The 16,923-nt window shown below is 43.6% G+C and carries 17 protein-coding genes; 10 read left to right on the top strand and 7 right to left on the bottom strand.

All coding sequences use genetic code 11. The features are described 5' to 3' along the window. Nucleotides 1-46: 46 nt before the first annotated feature. The 4 genes from J8L84_RS19475 to pyrF all read left to right on the top strand — a co-directional run bounded on the left by J8L84_RS19475 (nt 47) and on the right by pyrF (nt 4,613). Nucleotides 47-2,386 carry a PilZ domain-containing protein gene (locus tag J8L84_RS19475; protein WP_211072149.1) on the top strand — a complete coding sequence of 780 codons (2,340 nt, stop codon included), beginning with the start codon at nt 47-49 and terminating at the stop codon, nt 2,384-2,386. Between the two features lie 95 nt (nt 2,387-2,481). Continuing rightward, nucleotides 2,482-2,739, top strand: a complete 258-nt coding sequence (locus J8L84_RS19470) for a LapA family protein (protein ID WP_057791948.1) — start codon at nt 2,482-2,484, stop codon at nt 2,737-2,739. Between the two features lies 1 nt (nt 2,740). Then, nucleotides 2,741-3,910 carry a lipopolysaccharide assembly protein LapB gene (gene lapB, locus J8L84_RS19465; protein ID WP_211072148.1) on the top strand — a complete coding sequence of 390 codons (1,170 nt, stop codon included), beginning with the start codon at nt 2,741-2,743 and terminating at the stop codon, nt 3,908-3,910. A gap of 7 nt (nt 3,911-3,917) precedes the next feature. Next, the gene (gene pyrF / locus J8L84_RS19460; protein WP_061997324.1) at nt 3,918-4,613 is read left to right on the top strand and encodes an orotidine-5'-phosphate decarboxylase; all 696 of its coding nucleotides are present in this window, start codon (nt 3,918-3,920) and stop codon (nt 4,611-4,613) included. A gap of 172 nt (nt 4,614-4,785) precedes the next feature. On the opposite strand, the gene ald is transcribed toward pyrF, so the two are convergent. Continuing rightward, a complete protein-coding gene (ald, locus tag J8L84_RS19455) occupies nt 4,786-5,916 on the bottom strand; it encodes an alanine dehydrogenase (protein ID WP_211072147.1) in 1,131 nt (376 codons plus the stop codon). Between the two features lie 146 nt (nt 5,917-6,062). Between ald and lrp the strand changes: the two genes are divergently transcribed. From lrp to serS, 6 genes are all read left to right on the top strand, one after another. Next, nucleotides 6,063-6,548 carry a leucine-responsive transcriptional regulator Lrp gene (gene lrp, locus J8L84_RS19450; RefSeq protein ID WP_013784161.1) on the top strand — a complete coding sequence of 162 codons (486 nt, stop codon included), beginning with the start codon at nt 6,063-6,065 and terminating at the stop codon, nt 6,546-6,548. Between the two features lie 240 nt (nt 6,549-6,788). Next, the gene (locus J8L84_RS20700; RefSeq protein WP_211072146.1) at nt 6,789-9,455 is read left to right on the top strand and encodes a DNA translocase FtsK; all 2,667 of its coding nucleotides are present in this window, start codon (nt 6,789-6,791) and stop codon (nt 9,453-9,455) included. A 5-nt stretch (nt 9,456-9,460) separates the two neighbouring features. Next, on the top strand, nt 9,461-10,264 hold the full coding sequence (lolA, locus tag J8L84_RS19440; protein WP_211072145.1) for an outer membrane lipoprotein chaperone LolA: 804 nt from the start codon (nt 9,461-9,463) through the stop codon (nt 10,262-10,264). A gap of 10 nt (nt 10,265-10,274) precedes the next feature. Beyond that, nucleotides 10,275-11,609 carry a replication-associated recombination protein A gene (locus J8L84_RS19435; protein WP_211072144.1) on the top strand — a complete coding sequence of 445 codons (1,335 nt, stop codon included), beginning with the start codon at nt 10,275-10,277 and terminating at the stop codon, nt 11,607-11,609. 5 nt (nt 11,610-11,614) lie between these two features. Next, a complete protein-coding gene (gene crcB, locus J8L84_RS19430; protein ID WP_057791932.1) occupies nt 11,615-11,998 on the top strand; it encodes a fluoride efflux transporter CrcB in 384 nt (127 codons plus the stop codon). A gap of 10 nt (nt 11,999-12,008) precedes the next feature. Continuing rightward, nucleotides 12,009-13,301: a serine--tRNA ligase gene (serS, locus tag J8L84_RS19425; protein WP_211072143.1), complete on the top strand. Its 1,293-nt coding sequence runs from the start codon at nt 12,009-12,011 to the stop codon at nt 13,299-13,301. 223 nt (nt 13,302-13,524) lie between these two features. Here the strand turns inward: serS and J8L84_RS19420 are convergent, their stop codons facing one another. The 6 genes from J8L84_RS19420 to J8L84_RS19395 form a co-directional block, all read right to left on the bottom strand. Then, nucleotides 13,525-14,343: a Cof-type HAD-IIB family hydrolase gene (locus tag J8L84_RS19420; protein ID WP_211072142.1), complete on the bottom strand. Its 819-nt coding sequence runs from the start codon at nt 14,341-14,343 to the stop codon at nt 13,525-13,527. Between the two features lie 60 nt (nt 14,344-14,403). Continuing rightward, nucleotides 14,404-14,751: a TusE/DsrC/DsvC family sulfur relay protein gene (locus J8L84_RS19415; protein WP_211072141.1), complete on the bottom strand. Its 348-nt coding sequence runs from the start codon at nt 14,749-14,751 to the stop codon at nt 14,404-14,406. A 90-nt stretch (nt 14,752-14,841) separates the two neighbouring features. After that, entirely contained in the window at nt 14,842-15,183 is a 342-nt protein-coding gene (locus tag J8L84_RS19410; protein ID WP_211072140.1) for a DsrH/TusB family sulfur metabolism protein, read from the bottom strand. Further along, on the bottom strand, nt 15,183-15,545 hold the full coding sequence (locus tag J8L84_RS19405; protein ID WP_211072139.1) for a DsrE family protein: 363 nt from the start codon (nt 15,543-15,545) through the stop codon (nt 15,183-15,185). The genes J8L84_RS19410 and J8L84_RS19405 overlap by 1 nt, the downstream gene beginning before the upstream one ends. Then, entirely contained in the window at nt 15,545-15,934 is a 390-nt protein-coding gene (tusD, locus tag J8L84_RS19400) for a sulfurtransferase complex subunit TusD (protein WP_211072138.1), read from the bottom strand. Before tusD ends, J8L84_RS19405 begins: the two co-directional genes overlap by 1 nt. A 114-nt stretch (nt 15,935-16,048) precedes the next feature. After that, nucleotides 16,049-16,714, bottom strand: coding sequence for a Bax inhibitor-1/YccA family protein (locus tag J8L84_RS19395; protein WP_013784150.1), 666 nt, complete (start codon nt 16,712-16,714; stop codon nt 16,049-16,051). Nucleotides 16,715-16,923 lie beyond the last annotated feature (209 nt).

Genomic DNA, 16,923 nt, shown 5'->3' with positions numbered 1-16,923 from the left:
AATCTGAATAGATTGTAGTTAATTAAATACGGTGCATGGTGTACCAATGTCGGCCGGCGAAGAACAACAAATTATAAAGCAATATCAGCCGCTTATTCGTGCCTTGATCCCCTATGAGCAACAAAACCGCTTATTGGAAGGTATTAATAAATTTTCAAAACGGCTCCCTGGCAATATCCGCAAAATCATTAAAGAAGAAGTTGTAAGGCTTACGTCTCTAACTGATGCATCTGCGGATAATTCTGCATTCGCCAAATTCCCTGTTATGAAGTTTAAGCATTTTGGTATTCCCATGCGCTTAGACAAAGTGGGCGCTAAAATTCTTCAAAATGAAACTGCCTTATATCAAGAGCGATATACGGTAGGCGTGTTTGAATCGGTAATGAACTCCGACTTTTATCAAACACAAATCAAGCGCGATCAGTTTAAAAAAATTGTTGAAGCATTCAATGTTGAAAGCCAATCATTTACCGATATCGATTTTGGTGACGACATCGCCGTTCGGCCCAACTTCACTGTATCTTCTATAGATTTTGAAAAGGGCAGGCATTGCACGGTTAGCTCGCTTTCGTTTACGAGTATTGCTGTAGAAACAAAACGACCGCCTAACGTAACCACCGGTGATATTGTTACCTTCGTTATCCCTGAGGTGATGGGGTTAACTACTGAACCTACAGAAATTACCTACGAACTCGATGCCATTAAATATAATAAGCACTTAGGTAAGTACGAGTCATTTTTTACGATTTCATCTGAAACCGATCTTAGCCTGCTTAATAATTTAAAGCGCTACATTAAAGGCACCTCGTATAAACAGCCCTTGCAGCGAGACTTAGAAATTGAAAGGGCAATGCAAGACCTTGAGCGAGACCGTATTTTAGAAAACAGCCCATGGTTGCCGGTGTTTCTTTCAGCCCATCAAAAATCACTCAAACCCATTATTGCGCTATTTACTAAAGCGAATGTGGATAATAATAATTCAGAAAAATTACTGGCCAGTCTGCAAGACAAAGCGCATTTTGAAAATCTGGTTCAAGAACTAAATAAGTATAATGAAGCGTTTATTTTTCACGGAGTCATTAAAACCAAAAGCGGTGCAATTACCATCACGGCAACGCATCGCCAATTAGTAGAACTTGGACAACTCAATGCCATAATATATCTACTGGTTAAAAGCGGCGAGTTCACTTGCACGCAGTGCCGCTTAGAAGATGTGAGCCGTGAAGACAAAGTAAAAGCCTTCGCTATTCATGATATTCCTAGCAAAGAGTTTGAGCACCTAGCCGCGTTAAGCCATGTAATGTACTGCCGTGATATTTCTATGTACCTTACTAACTTAACCCTTAGCGAGAAGTGTGATTTTAAGCCCTTATCGAAAACACTACGTGCTTCTGGCGATAATTGGTCTATTGATTTCGTGATGGAAGATGACCTTGATAGGCGCTCTGAAACCCGTTATATCATCGATAAGGCAGCGATGATAAAAGTAGGGCTGCTATCTTCAATTGATGTTCGCGTTGCCGATTTGTCTGCCAGTGGCATGAAGTTAATGGTTGCCCCAGGCACTGAACTGCAAAGCGAAGTGCGGGTATCGGTCCCCGACCTTAAAATCAAAAACGAGAAATACAAAGTTGTTCACTACGACGCCACGTCGGGCGTTGTGCGCTTATGCTTAGAAGATGTGAAAAAATCTAAGGCAGGGGCAAGTGTTGATGCCATGGTTGAAGAAAATACCGCGTATTTCAAAATTAGAGACATAGCCCGTATTCAACGCTCAACTCACCGATTCATTTGGGAATTAGCCGTACGGCATATGCCTTCGCTTGCTGTGCTGTGCGTAATGAATAGGCATATTCTGGATAGGCTCAAAACCGTTTATCAAAGTGATTCATCTGACGATTTATACCCTTTTTCTCGTACCGCCAACATTATTCCATTGCATGGTTTTTTTGCCGATAAAGCAGTGGCCAAGCCTAAATCCATGATGCTTGAAGCCATGTTTAAAGGCGATGTTGAAAACAACCTTGTAGTGCATTGTGTACGTAAAAGCGACAATCGCTTGGTATACATAAAAGAAAGCGATTTTCTTTATTCGAAATTGCGCACGCAAATTCAAAATCAGTTAGAAGAAGAGAAAGTGCAGGTGAGTGCCACTAATGTCACAGCTATACGCTGTTATGGCGCCACCACACCGCTGACGAAGAAGCGTTTAGCACAGCTGTCTAAACTTGATAAGGCAATGTACGATAAATTAGAAACCATGCAAGCTGGCTATACACACTGTATTTTTGTGACTAATATGTCTGCATTGCATCACGACTTGGTTATGGCCAAATTAATTGCAAAGCAAGAGCGCCCTTTATCTGAAGATGAAGCCACCGCGTAACGCTAACGTAAGCTCAACTAAAACCTTGGGTTTTGGTGTTATCTCTTGCTGCATTTTGCTATTCTTTATTAATTACGTACAAGAAGGGTTTGGTCTTGAAAGGGATCCTCACAATACTCGCCATTTTGATATTACTGACATTTGCTTTTGTCATTGGCACACAAAACGAAGCCTATATCACCGTTAACTATCTTATTGCTCAAGCTAACATGCGGGTTTCCACCCTTATTGCGATTGCGCTTTCTTTGGGTGTGTTAGTAGGGATACTTATTATGTCAGCAAGCTGGTTACGTTTACGCGTTCAGTTGTTGTCGGCGAATTCAAAAATCAATAGCCTGAAAAAAGAACACTAATATGCTCGAACTGCTGTTTTTACTTTTGCCTGTTGCAGCAGGTTACGGATGGATTATGGGCCGTAACAGTGTTCGCCAAGCACAACGTAAACAGTCTAGTATTCTTTCTAAGCATTACTATAAAGGCTTAAACTTCCTCCTTTCCGATCAACCCGATAAAGCGGTAGACACGTTAATTAAAATGATTAACGTGAACAGCGACACGGTTGAAACTCATATTGCGATGGGCAGCTTTTTTCGTCACCGGGGCGAAATAGACAGAGCCATTAAGGTTCACCAAAACCTAGTAAGCCGAGACGAGTTGCAACCCACGCAACGTGAAAGTGCGCTAAAAGAACTTGGCCATGATTACACTCACGCCGGTTTTTTAGAGCGGGCTGAAAATGCTTTTCTTCAACTACTCAATAGCGACAAACACTATTTGGTAGCACAAACACAGTTATTTAGTATTTACCAAACCACGAAAGAGTGGGACAGAGCCATTGAGCTTGCCGAACGCATGGTGGAATGCCATGGCGACAACGATGATGTGTGCGAACGTTTAGCGCATTTCTATTGTGAGCACGCGGTAGCGAAACTAAAAGACGATGAGCAGGGTTCTGCGTTATCTTTACTTCAAAAGGCCGTTAATGCCGATGAGCATGCAGTAAGACCTTGGTTAATGCTTGGACAGCTAGCACTTCAACAACAACGCTACACTGACGCACGGGCTTATTTTGTACAAGTGGCCGAGCGTGATATCAATTGGTTCAGTGAAGCGGTGCCCAGTTTAGAAAAAATTGCGGAAGAAACCGGTGATTGGGATAGTTTCGAGGAAAGCTTAGAAGCCCACTGGCAAGAGTGTGCAACCTCGTACCTTGCCATGGTTGATGTATTGCTTAAAAAAGGCGATACCACTCAAGCAGCAGATTACCTATTAGAACAATTACGTAAACGCCCAACCATGCGTGGTTTTAAAACCCTAATGGGTTTATATATCGATCAATTAGACGATAAGACCTCAGCAGAGAGTTTACGTATATTAAAAGAATTAGTAGAGAAGCAAATGATGCAACGCCCTAAATACCGCTGCCATAGCTGTGGATTTTCTGGGCGTAAACTCTACTGGCTATGTCCTTCATGTAAAAAATGGGGCGTAGTAAAACCGATAAAAGGGCTAGACGGAGAATAACTTCACCATGCAAGAACCTCGCGTTATTGTTGCACTCGACTATGACAACCAAGAACAAGCACTTTCGTTTGTAGACCAATTAGATCCCAGCCTGTGTAAAGTTAAAGTGGGCAAAGAGATGTTCACCTTATTTGGCCCTGAGTTTGTAAAATCTTTAGTGGCTAAAGGCTTCGACGTTTTTCTTGATTTGAAATTTCACGATATTCCAAACACGGTAGGTAAAGCGTGCAAAGCCGCTGCTGAACTAGGTGTGTGGATGGTAAACGTGCACGCCAGTGGTGGGCTTCCAATGATGCAGGCAGCCAAAGAAGGCATCGCACAAAGTAGCCGACCTGAAACCAAATTAATTGCGGTAACGGTACTAACCAGTATGGATCAATCGCAGCTAAGTGGCGTAATTGATAATGTAACGCCTGAGCAACAAGTATTACGCTTAGCGTCGTTAACTGCCCAAGCGGGTTTAGATGGTGTGGTGTGTTCTGCTAAAGAAGCGGCAATGCTACGCAATGAAATCGGCGAAGACTTTTTGTTGGTTACGCCGGGTATCCGCCCCAAGGGCAGTGATGCGGGCGATCAAAAGCGCGTAATGACGCCGCCAGAAGCAATAGACAGTGGCGTAAGCTACTTAGTGATGGGACGACCTATCACGCAAGCTAGCGAACCTATGGAAGTATTGAAGCAGGTAAACGCGTCTATCAGTTAATTGCCAAATAGCTAACTGCCCAAAAATAAAAAAACCAAAAAATACACACATAGGGTACACACAAAAAGCACACAAAAAAACGCCCAGTCGTGAATGCATTCAATATGCTAACCACTTACTGGGCGTTTTTATTTGCTAGTGCTTTTACCGCACTAGCATAATCAAGCATTGCTTAAGCGTTTAGTGCTTCTTCAGCAGGTGTGTAAGTTAAACCTAACTTTTCACCTAAAGCGTCAACAACTGCTTTATAGGTCACTTTGCCTTCATGAACGTTAAGACCGTTCAATAAGTGCTTATCTTCAAGCATGGCTTTTGCAGGGCCTTTATTCGCTAACGCTAAACCAAATGGTAGCGTCGCATTGTTAAGGGCCATAGTAGAGGTACGTGCAACACCACCTGGCATATTCGCAACACAGTAATGCACTACGTCGTCGATAATGTATACAGGGTCTTGGTGTGTAGTGGCTTTAGAGGTTTCAAAACAACCACCTTGGTCGATAGCAACATCAACCAATACAGAGCCTGGCTTCATAGCCGCAATTTGTTCGCGGTTAAGTAGCTTAGGTGCTGCTGCACCAGGAATAAGTACAGCGCCAACAACAAGATCAGCTTTTGACGAATAATGCTCAATCGCATCAACGGTTGAGTAAACCGTTTTAACTTGGCCATTAAAAATGTCATCTAACTGACGAAGGCGAGGAAGTGAACGGTCTAAAATAGTCACGTCTGCGCCTAGGCCTAAGGCCATTTTAGCGGCTTGCGTGCCTACAACACCACCACCAATGATAAGCACTTTACCCGGTGCTACGCCAGGAACGCCGCCCAATAGTGTACCGCTGCCGCCATGTGCTTTTTCTAGGTAATGTGCACCGGCTTGAACTGACATACGGCCAGCCACTTCGCTCATTGGCGCTAACAATGGTAAACCACCACGGTCGTCGGTGACGGTTTCATAAGCGATACAGGTTGCGCCAGAAGCAATAAGAAGCTCTGTCTGTGTAGGATCTGGTGCCAAATGAAGGTAAGTGTAAAGGGTTTGGCCTTTACGAAGCATTTTACATTCATTCGTTTGTGGCTCTTTAACTTTAATAATCATTTCCGCTTCAGCAAAAACTTGCTCAGCAGTAGATGCGATAGAAGCACCAGCTTCAACGTACATTTCATCGGTAAAACCAATTGCATCGCCAGCTAGTGTTTGCACTAACACTGAATGACCATGACTGGTAAACTCTTTTACTGCCGCAGGCGTTAAGCCAACGCGATATTCATGGTTCTTAATTTCTTTTGGTACACCGATTAACATAACTTTTCCTCTAATTGATTAGCCCAGTGGCTCACTTGCCGATTATTATTTGATTCAGTATACGTGAGATAAAAACGAACTATGTGCTGAAAAAATATCAGTTGCAGCATATAATCTTGTATAGCACGATTTAGTCGGAATAAAATATGCTGGTAAAGACTCCAAAACACCTTGACCGAATAGACAGGAATATACTGATTTCGCTACAAAAAAATGGGCGTATATCAAATGTTGAATTGGCTAAAGACGTGGGTTTAAGCCCTAGTCCTTGCTTAGAGCGTGTGAAGCGTTTAGAGAGCCAAGGCTATATAAAAGGCTACCATGCTGTGGTTGATCCAGAAAAGCTGGGCGCCGCCATGCTTGTTTTTGTAGAAATAACGTTAACGAAGACGTCGGTAGATATCTTCGCAGAATTTTCTGCGGCAGTTAGGCTTCATGACGATATACAAGAGTGCCATCTAGTCTCTGGGGATTTTGACTTTTTGCTAAAAGCCCGAGTTGCAGACATGTCTAGCTATCGTAGATTGTTAGGCGACACTTTACTGCGCCTTCCGGGGGTGAGTGAGTCACGAACCTATGTGGTAATGGAAGAAGTGAAGAGTACAACATCGCTTCGAATAAATTTGAAGTAATGAAAGCATGGCTCAATTATGGGCATTTGTGATAGGCTGTGCAAAAATACAGTGGTTATTGTTAGTGTGAATTTGACTCGCAATAGTGGGTGTAAGTAAACAGGTTTGTAATACACCTTATTAATAAATTACTTATTGAAAACATTACGATAATATTGGCACTGCATTTGTATTCTTCTTTATCGATAGAATTATCACAACATCGAAACATCAATTTAGTTTAATAAGTGATTTAGGGTTATGACGCAATTAACAGGGATTCAGCGAATTTGGGAAGCCGGCATGATTATAGCCTGTGTCTTCGCCTTTTTCTTATTGCTGGCATTAGTATCTTTTCATCCGGGCGACCCTGGCTGGAGCCAAGCCGGCTTGCAATTAGACGTACATAACTGGGTAGGCTCTACCGGCGCGTGGAGTGCCGATTTATTACTTTTCTCTTTTGGCTTCTTAGCTTACCTCCTTCCTTTTGGTGCAGCCTTTTTAGGTTGGTTTTTATTCCAACACATTAAAGCCCTAGAAGAGTTCGATTACCTCACAATAGGTTTGCGCATTATTGGTGGTTTATTAATGGCACTAGGTGCCACGGGCATTGCCAGTATAAATTTTGACGACATATACAACTTTTCTGCCGGCGGCTTTGTGGGCGATGTTATTAGTTCAGCCCTTGTGCCGTACTTTAATACCGCAGGCACGATTTTGTTGCTTCTGTGCTTTTTCTGTACCGGCTTTACCTTATTAACGGGCATTAGCTGGTTAAGTATTGTGGACAGACTAGGTGAAATGACGCTTTGGTTTGGGCGCAAATGTGTGTCTTTACCACAACAGGCATTAGCGCTTGATATGCCAAGGCTTGCGCTACCTTCTCGCAGTGCAAAGCCTGAAAATGAAGAATTAGATATCACCAGCATGCGTGCAGAGCCTGCAGAAACGCCTGAACCCGTTTATACGCCGCCACCTAAGGCTGAGCGCAGTGAACCGTCATTTGGCATTCCAGATGATGTGTTTGACCAAGATGATGTACCGCCTTTTGAAACCCAAAGCCACACGCCTGCTAGTACTGAAAGTGAAAATAAACCTAAGTCGAGCTTTTCGTTATCGGGTATGCGTGAAGCGGTACGCAATAAAGTGAAAGAGGCTAAGCCTTCTAGCAAAGACGAGGTAGCAGACAATCATCACGTCGCTGAATCACAGTCAGAAGAAATGATTGAACCAACCTTCGACATGTCGCAAACCGATACGTTAGATGAAACGCAAGCGACTGAGGCCCAACAAACCGCTGAGCCTGTTAATGCAGAGACGCCAGCGCCTGCTCCTGAATCAGTAGCGCCAAAACCGGCTCATCAACCTTTTACGCCGGTTGCGATGGGTGCAAAATCCATTACCCGTGTTGAAGGGGAGGGGAGCGAACCTATTACTGCTATGCCGTCGTTCGACTTGCTTGAGCGTGCAGATAAACACGAGAATCCACTCACGCAAGAAGAGATAGATGGCATATCAAGGCTGGTTGAAGAGAAACTGGCTGACTTTAATATTGAAGCCAATGTTGTGGGTGTATACCCAGGCCCTGTTATTACACGCTTCGAGCTAGACTTAGCACCTGGAGTGAAGGTAAGCAAAATTACGGGGTTATCTAAAGATTTGGCTCGCGCCATGTCGGCAATATCAGTGCGTGTGGTAGAAGTTATACCGGGCAAATCCGTTATAGGCCTTGAGCTTCCAAACAAAAAGCGCGAAATGGTGCGTTTGAGTGAAGTGATTGGTGGTGATGCCTTCCAGCGTAATAGTTCACCGCTTACCATGGTATTAGGTGCGGATATTTCCGGTAAGCCTGTAATAGTAGATTTGGCTAAAATGCCTCACTTGTTGGTAGCGGGTACTACCGGTTCAGGTAAGTCGGTTGGTGTTAACGTCATGATCTTAAGCTTGCTGTATAAGAGCACGCCAGAAGATGTACGTATGATCATGATTGACCCCAAAATGCTTGAGCTATCGGTATATGAAGGTATTCCGCATTTACTTGCTGAAGTGGTTACCGACATGAAAGAAGCGGCGAACGCCCTTCGTTGGTGTGTAGGTGAGATGGAGCGTCGTTATCGCTTAATGAGCGCTTTAGGGGTAAGAAACTTAAAAGGCTACAACGCAAAAGTGGAAGAAGCGATTGCCGCTGGCACGCCTATTCAAGACCCGCTTTGGAAGAGTGAAGAAAGCATGGAGCCTCATGCGCCAGATTTAGAAAAGCTGCCCGCTATTGTGGTTGTGGTAGATGAATTCGCCGACATGATGATGATTGTAGGCAAAAAAGTAGAAGAACTAATTGCTCGTATTGCACAAAAGGCCCGTGCAGCAGGTATTCACTTGGTACTCGCCACGCAGCGTCCTTCGGTAGATGTTATTACCGGCTTAATTAAAGCGAATATTCCAACGCGTATTGCATTCCAGGTTTCTAGTAAAATTGATTCACGTACCATTTTAGACCAACAAGGTGCTGAAGCATTGCTAGGCATGGGTGATATGTTGTACTTGCCACCAGGCAGCCCAGTTCCAACTCGTGTGCACGGCGCTTTCGTGGACGACCACGAAGTTCATGCTGTTGTGGCAGATTGGAAGCGTAGAGGCGCACCTAAATATATTGATGAGATATTAAATGGCGAAGCGTCTGCCGAGGTACTTTTACCGGGTGAACAAGCCGAAGGTGAAGATCAAGAATTTGATGCATTTTATGATGAAGCCGTAGCCTTTGTTACCGAAACAAGAAGGGCAAGTGTCTCTAGTGTGCAACGCAAATTCAGAATTGGTTACAATCGCGCAGCACGATTAGTGGAACAAATGGAATCTAGTGGCGTCGTAAGTGCACAGGGTCACAACGGCAACCGCGAAGTATTAGCTCCGCCAGCGCCTAAGGATTAAGAAGAATGAACAAAGTAGTACCTATTATGATGGCAGCGTTAATCGCCGCACCATTGAGTTTATCTGCAATGCAGGTAACTAATATAACTAGCGATGCGCTAAAGACGAATAGCGAAGCCGAAGTGGTAGTGGGTTCTGTAACAAAGCCTGAATTTACCACTCAAAGTACTAACGAAATGTCGAAAGCAGTTAATGCAGGAGATAATGCAGCCGATGAGGCAGCAGATAGTGCAAATGTACTTTTGAAAAAACGCCTACATGGATTACAGCAATACCAAGCCGCTTTCAATCAAACGGTAACGGATGCCCAAGGCAATATTGTGCATGAAGCGCAGGGTACATTAACCATGATGCGCCCGAATAAGCTTCGCTGGGAAACCACGTTTCCTGATGAAACCTTGCTTATCGCCGATGGTGAAGCGGTATGGAATATCGATACCTTTGTTGAGCAGGTCACTATTATTTCGCAAGATCAAGCAATTAAAGACAACCCTATTGTTTTATTAACGGCTAACGACGATGAAACGTGGGACAGCTTTGTGATCAGTAAGCTTGATGACGCAAAAGCCAGCTCGATGTTAGAGCAATACCAAGTTGTGCCTAAATCGACAGATGGTCAAATTAAGTCACTGACATTGGGTTTCAATAGTGAAGGCACGTTGTCGACACTTGATATGCTTGATGCACAAGATCAAACCAGTGCGTTAATCTTTAGCGAGCAAGACTTAGATTTTGCTATTGATACGGTTAAAGACAATCTTTTCTTTGTAGACGTGCCGCAAAGCTATATTATTGATGATCAGCGATAGCAAAGAATAGATGATTAACGATAACAAAGAACCGCTTGAACCTTTTGCGCCGCTAGCTGCAAAAATGCGGCCGGTGACCATAGATGAGTATGCCGGTCAGTCGCACTTATTAGGCGCTAACAAACCCCTACGTAAAATGCTAGAAGCGGGTCACTGCCATTCAATGATTTTATGGGGCCCACCTGGTACGGGTAAAACAACCCTAGCAGAGCTTATTGCCACATATACCAATGCCTCGGTTATTCGCATTTCGGCGGTAACCTCTGGGGTTAAAGATATTCGCGCTGCAATGGACACCGCGAAAGAAAACTCCCGCTACAACCAACGTACTTTATTGTTCGTAGATGAGGTACACAGGTTCAACAAAAGCCAACAAGACGCTTTTTTACCTTTTGTAGAGTCGGGCACTGTTACTTTCATAGGTGCAACCACTGAAAACCCTTCTTTTGAATTGAACAACGCATTGCTTTCTCGTGTTCGGGTTTATGTACTTAAAGCACTAGAACAAGACGCACTTGCTGAATTAATGCAACGAGCGCTAACCGATGAAGAAAAAGGGTTAGGTTTACGACAATTAAGTATTGAGGAAGATGCCAGTAACGCCTTGTTAGGTTTGTGTGGCGGTGATGGCCGCAGGTTACTCACTTATTTAGAGCTAGCCGCCGACTTTACTGAGAACAGTGTTATTTCTATTGCCGATATTGAACAAGCCGTAGGCGAAAAAATTGCCAGCTACGACAATAAAGGTGATACATTTTACGACCTAATATCGGCGTTTCATAAGTCGGTACGGGGTTCCGACCCTGATGCCGCGCTATATTGGTACGCACGTATATTAGACGGTGGCGGTGATGCGCTGTATGTGGCAAGAAGATTATTGGCAATTGCATCGGAAGATATTGGTAATGCCGATCCCAGAGCCATGCAGTTATGCATAAACGCGTGGGATACCTTTCATCGCGTGGGGCCAGCTGAGGGTGAACGTGCCATTGCACAAGCGGCTGTTTATTGTGCGTTGGCGGCAAAAAGTAATGCCGTTTATATGGCATTTAGCCAAGCAAAAGCACTAGCAAGACAAACATCCGATGCGCCTGTGCCCATGCATTTACGTAATGCTCCTACTGAACTAATGAAAGACCTAGGCCATGGTGATGGTTATCGGTACGCGCATAACGAAGCAAATGCTTTCGCGGCAGGTGAAGTGTATTTACCCGATAGCATTGCAGGTACTCGCTTATACGAGCCTAACGAACGTGGTTTAGAGAAAGCGCTTAAAGCAAAACGTGACTATTTAGATAATCTCAATGAACACGCGCAGAGTGCGCGTAATAATCAAAAACGGTGAACATTGTGCCTCAAGGCGTTATTTTATACTGCTATATTGCAGCAGGCGGTGCAGTTGGGGCTTGCTTGCGTTATTTTTGTACCACAACCATAGATTCTTGGTTTGGAAAAAATATGCCCTTTGGTACACTAGCGGTTAACGTTGTAGGTTCATTTGCCTTAGTTACCCTGTATGGCTTTATTGAGCGCAACGAATTAACTGACTCTCCTTACCGAGCACTAATTGGGGTAGGGCTGTTAGGCGCGTTTACTACATTTTCAACATTCTCTGTGGAAACGCTCACATTATTAGAAAACGAGCTGTGGTTAAAAGCCATTGCTAATATATTTCTCAACGTTGGCGCTTGCTTATTAGCAGGTTGGCTGGCTATTGAACTCATGAAAGGATAAGTAGGAACACATGTTAGATCCAAAGTGTTTACGAAGCGATATAGAAGAAACTGCCAAGCGTTTGGCTGCCCGTGGTTATAACCTCGATGTAGCAACATTTAACTCGCTAGAAGAAAAAAGAAAAACACTTCAGTCCAAAACACAGGATCTGCAGAACGAACGTAATGTTCGAAGTAAGTCCATTGGTAAAGCCAAGTCACAAGGCGAAGATATTGCACCTTTGTTGGCAGAAGTGGGCAAATTAGGCGACGACTTAGATGCGGCTAAAGCTGAACTAACCGTACTGCTTGATGAAATCACTGCGTTTACCCAAGGCATTCCTAACTTGCCACATGAGTCGGTACCTGAAGGTAAAGACGAAGACGACAACGTTGAGATTTCACGTTGGGGTGAGCCACGTACTTTCGATTTTGAAGTGAAAGATCACGTTGATATTGGTGAAGGGCTAAATAACAGCTTAGATTTTGCTACGGCGACTAAATTAACTGGTAGCCGTTTTGTAGTGATGCGCCGTGAGATGGCTCGCTTAAACCGTGCCATTGCCCAGTTCATGTTAGATGTTCACACTAACGAACACGGTTATGATGAAATGTATGTCCCGTTTTTGGTAAACGCTGACAGCCTTTACGGCACAGGGCAATTACCTAAATTTGGTGAAGATTTATTTCATACTCAGCCAGCAACGGAAGAAGGCCAAGGGCTTTCACTTATTCCAACTGCAGAAGTGCCGCTAACCAACATCGCCCGTGATGAAATTCTAGATGAGAAGTCGCTACCAGTTAAGATGACCGCGCATACTCCTTGTTTTCGTTCAGAAGCAGGCTCGTATGGTCGTGATACCCGTGGTTTGATTCGTCAGCATCAGTTCGACAAAGTTGAGCTTGTACAGCTTGTGAAGCCTGAAAACAGCTTCGATGCGTTAGAAGAACTTACTCAGCACGCTGAAACCATTTTGCAGAAGCTTGAATTGCCATACCGTAAAGTATTGCTTTGTACTGGCGACATGGGCTTTGGCGCATGTAAAACCTACGATTTAGAAGTATGGTTGCCCGCACAAAACACCTATCGTGAAATCTCGTCATGTTCGAACATGTTAGATTTCCAGGCTAGACGTATGCAAGCACGTTTCAGAAACCCAGAAACAAACAAGCCTGAGTTGCTTCATACCTTAAATGGTTCTGGTTTGGCAGTTGGTCGTACATTGGTGGCTATTTTAGAAAACTACCAACAGGCTGACGGCAGTGTAACGATACCTAAAGCCCTAGTACCGTACATGAACGGTGTAGAAGTGATAAAAGCGTAAGCGCTTTAAACTAAGTTGTTGCAGATTTAGCGCTGCAACTTACATTAGGTATTTAGTTGCTGTTTATAAGCTCGTAGATGTTGAATCTACGAGCTTATTTGTATGTGAGGGAAACTAAATCTCTATTGGCCGATATCTATATCTATGCCTATTGGTAAATCCCAAATACAAAACGCTTGGTAGCAAAAAGCATAGCGTGTAGTGTTTGTCACTTACTTGTGACTTACAGTGAAAATCGTTGCCTCAGAAAGCGAGCGACACCATCTTCATTATGATGCCCAATCACTTCACTGGCTGCGTTTTTGATAACCGGCTTAGCGTTGTCGGGGGCGTAACATTCGTTCGCTAACTCGAACATGCTCAAATCGTTGTCGCTGTCGCCAAAACAAATAACATTGGTAGCGCCAAGTTTTTGTTTCAAATTCATGACCGCACTACCTTTGCTGGCCGCACGGTGGTGAATATCCATCCAGCTAAAAGATTGCCCTTCAATTGCAGGCCCTGAATACGCAATAAGGTTTTCAACGTCGTTAGTGGTTTTCCACATATTTCTAACCCTTGTATTGTCGCCAATCATACTGATGTTGGTTATTTTAGCTGAAAGGGAAAGCTGGCTTAACGGGCGAAGTACTGCGTTAGTTTTCTTAAAATATTTGTCTAATAAATTTTGTTCTATTGGGTGTTTCGGTGCGGGGTGATAAACAACATGAGACGTGCCATCAATCACATTCACAAAAGGCGTAATATCATTTTGATGGGCAAGATTGATGATGAATTCGAGTTCATTACCATTAACGAGATTTTCGAGGGTTAATGCATTGGCTGTGGGATCCCATATAGCCACACCGTTATTATAAATATGGGGTAGAAGAAAGTTATCTTCTGCAATAATGCTGTTGGCTGACAGCATGGTTCTGCCCGTTGCCACTGTATATGCTATGCCGTTTTGTTGGAGCAGGGCTAACGTTTCGCGGGTGTAATTTGATATTTGCGATTCGCTGTTTAACAGCGTCCCGTCTAAATCGAAAAAGATAAGATCCATGTACTGCTCCTCATTAGGTCTTAATTAGTGCCTAAGCGCATGCACCAACTGAAATAGGTATTACAAGCATTTAGCCGGTTTTGGCAACCCAGCAAGTTTGGTAGCTTGCTTGGCTGGCCCTTTAGGGAACAACCGTTGCAAATAACGACTATTACCTTTCTCTGGCCCATATTTAGCTGCCATTGCTTTCACTAGTGCGCGAATAGCCGGGCTAGTTTCAAATTCTTCGTAAAAGTTACGTACAAAGCGAATAACTTCCCAATGAGGCTCACTAAGCGTAATGTTTTCGTTTGCAGCGAGTGTTGGTACCATATCTTCATTCCACAAGGTGTGATCAAGCAGATAGCCTGCTTTGTCGGTGGGAATGGCTGTGCCGTTAAATTCAAAATGAAACTGTTCTTGGGTCATTAATAAAGCTCTATAGTTGACGCACTGGGTATTGTGAGTGTCGATGTTAGGCGTTTATATTAGTCGCTAAAGCAGCGTAGATTTGAACGCTTAAAGATACACCACAGGATAAAAAGTATCGGTTAAAGTAACGAACTCATCCATCAATAATGATGTGAAAGATGCTTTATTACTTTTACTTTCCCCATTACTTATTCCTCGAAGGGCCATATCTTCTTGTAAGGCAAATATTTCCGGTATTGGGTCCGTATTGGCGTCGATTTCAAGTGCCCTCGCTAAAACGCTTAACAAACCGTCATTAGTCTGTTGGGCGTAATACACACCATCGTCTATTAAAACTAGCGCTTGGTCAGACTCAGCACTTCTAAACGCCTGCTGTAGGGTTTTGATTGCTACAGCATTTAATGGGTAAGATTTTACAATAAAGAGCATTAGAAGGTCACCACGTGGTCAACGCGCGCACACAGTGCTAGCTTTTCATCAATCGATAACAGTGAAGCGTCTAGTTGTGCTATTAATTCATGTTTCTCGTTATTTAGCGGCGACAGTTTCAAACTTTCTTCGCAAACGTAACATTCTTCAATATCGAAAAAGGGCAGGGAGCCTAACCGTTTGCTGTGGTTTTTTGTTCCGCGCACAGAATCAGTCTTATTGAGCTGCAACACACCTTGATGTTCAAATAGCACAATGATCTCATGGCCATAATTGGTGGCAGCCAGTGCGAAGTCTAGCCCGTCTTGACTAGCGCTAGATTGATAAGGGGCTTGCGTAAAACGAATCAGTAAAGTAGCCATTAAAACTGTACCACCTTATCGCAGTCATGAAGTGCGGTAAAAAACTCACCTAAACCTGCTTGTTCAAACCCATCTGCCACGTTAGCAGCTGACACGCCAGCACTAGCGGCTTCCTGCTCGCTAATGACTCCGCGTTTAATCGCGGCGGTAATACAAAGCAGCAGGGTAATATTATGGTCGTTTTTGAGCGCCTGCCACCCGTTAAGGGGATAGAATTCATCACCCACTTCCACCATGAAGCCATTAGCATGGTGCACACCTTGGCCATAAAAGAAGATGTTATTAACAGTATGCCCTTGTGCAATTGCACTTTTAATAAAGGAAACCGCACGCTGAGCATGTTGGCCTTCGTAAGGGGAGCTTGTGACTAAAATTGAATAGTGTGCCATTACTCTAAAATATGGTTAGTGATAAAACTAATGTTAAACCTAGTAATAAAAATTGCGTTGTAGAAACAAAAACACCCCAGTAACGGGGTGTTTTCTTAAACGCTTACGTTAAGCTTAGTCGTCGCCGCCAAATGCACCTAGAAGGTGAAGCATAGACGTGAACAAGTTATAGATGTTCAAGTACAAAGAAACCGTTGCGCGGATGTAGTTTGTCTCGCCACCGTTGATGATACGGCTTGTATCAAACAAGATGAAACCAGACATGATAAATACGATAGCTGCGCTAATTGCCAAGCTTACCGCAGGTACGGCGAAAAACATATTCGCGATAGCCGCTACAATCACTACAACTAAGCCTACTACCAAGAAGCCACCCATAAATGAGAAGTCTTTTTTGGTGGTAAGTGCATAACCAGAAAGGGCGAAGAATACTAACGCAGTAGCACCTAACGCTTCCATGATTAAGCCTGGTCCCGCTACACCTAAGTAAAAGTTAAGTGTGTATCCTAATGAAGCGCCCATTAAACCGGTGAACAAGAATACCCAGTAAATACCTGAAGCTGATTCAGCTTTCTTTTGTACAACAAATAAAGTGATGAATGCACCAATGGTCATGCCTAATGACATCATAGGAGAAATACCTACAGCCATGGCAACACCAGCACAAACCGCACTGAACGCTAGTGTCATCGCAAGCAGCATATAGGTGTTGCGCAAAACCTTGTTTGTTTGCAACACTGATGGTTGAGATGCACTTGAATACATCGAACGTTGATCCATTGTTTCCTCCAAAAGGACTATGTCTTTAACCAAAATGGTAAACTAACTATTAGTGTATGTTGTATGGGTTTTAGTTCCCATTTTCAAGTAGTTTCAAATGAAAATAGTGTTAGTAAGTATGAATTACGTGTCAACCGCGCAATTAGCGCACTAATTGTCTGAAATGCCATCACTTAACCTATTTTTTTTAATTTTTACTTTACAGTCAT

Source organism: Alteromonas sp. MMG017 (genome assembly GCF_018100795.1).
In the GTDB taxonomy this organism is placed as follows: Bacteria; Pseudomonadota; Gammaproteobacteria; order Enterobacterales; family Alteromonadaceae; genus Alteromonas.
Note: the sequence above shows the minus strand (reverse complement) of the source record. Positions and strands in the feature narration are given on the sequence as shown.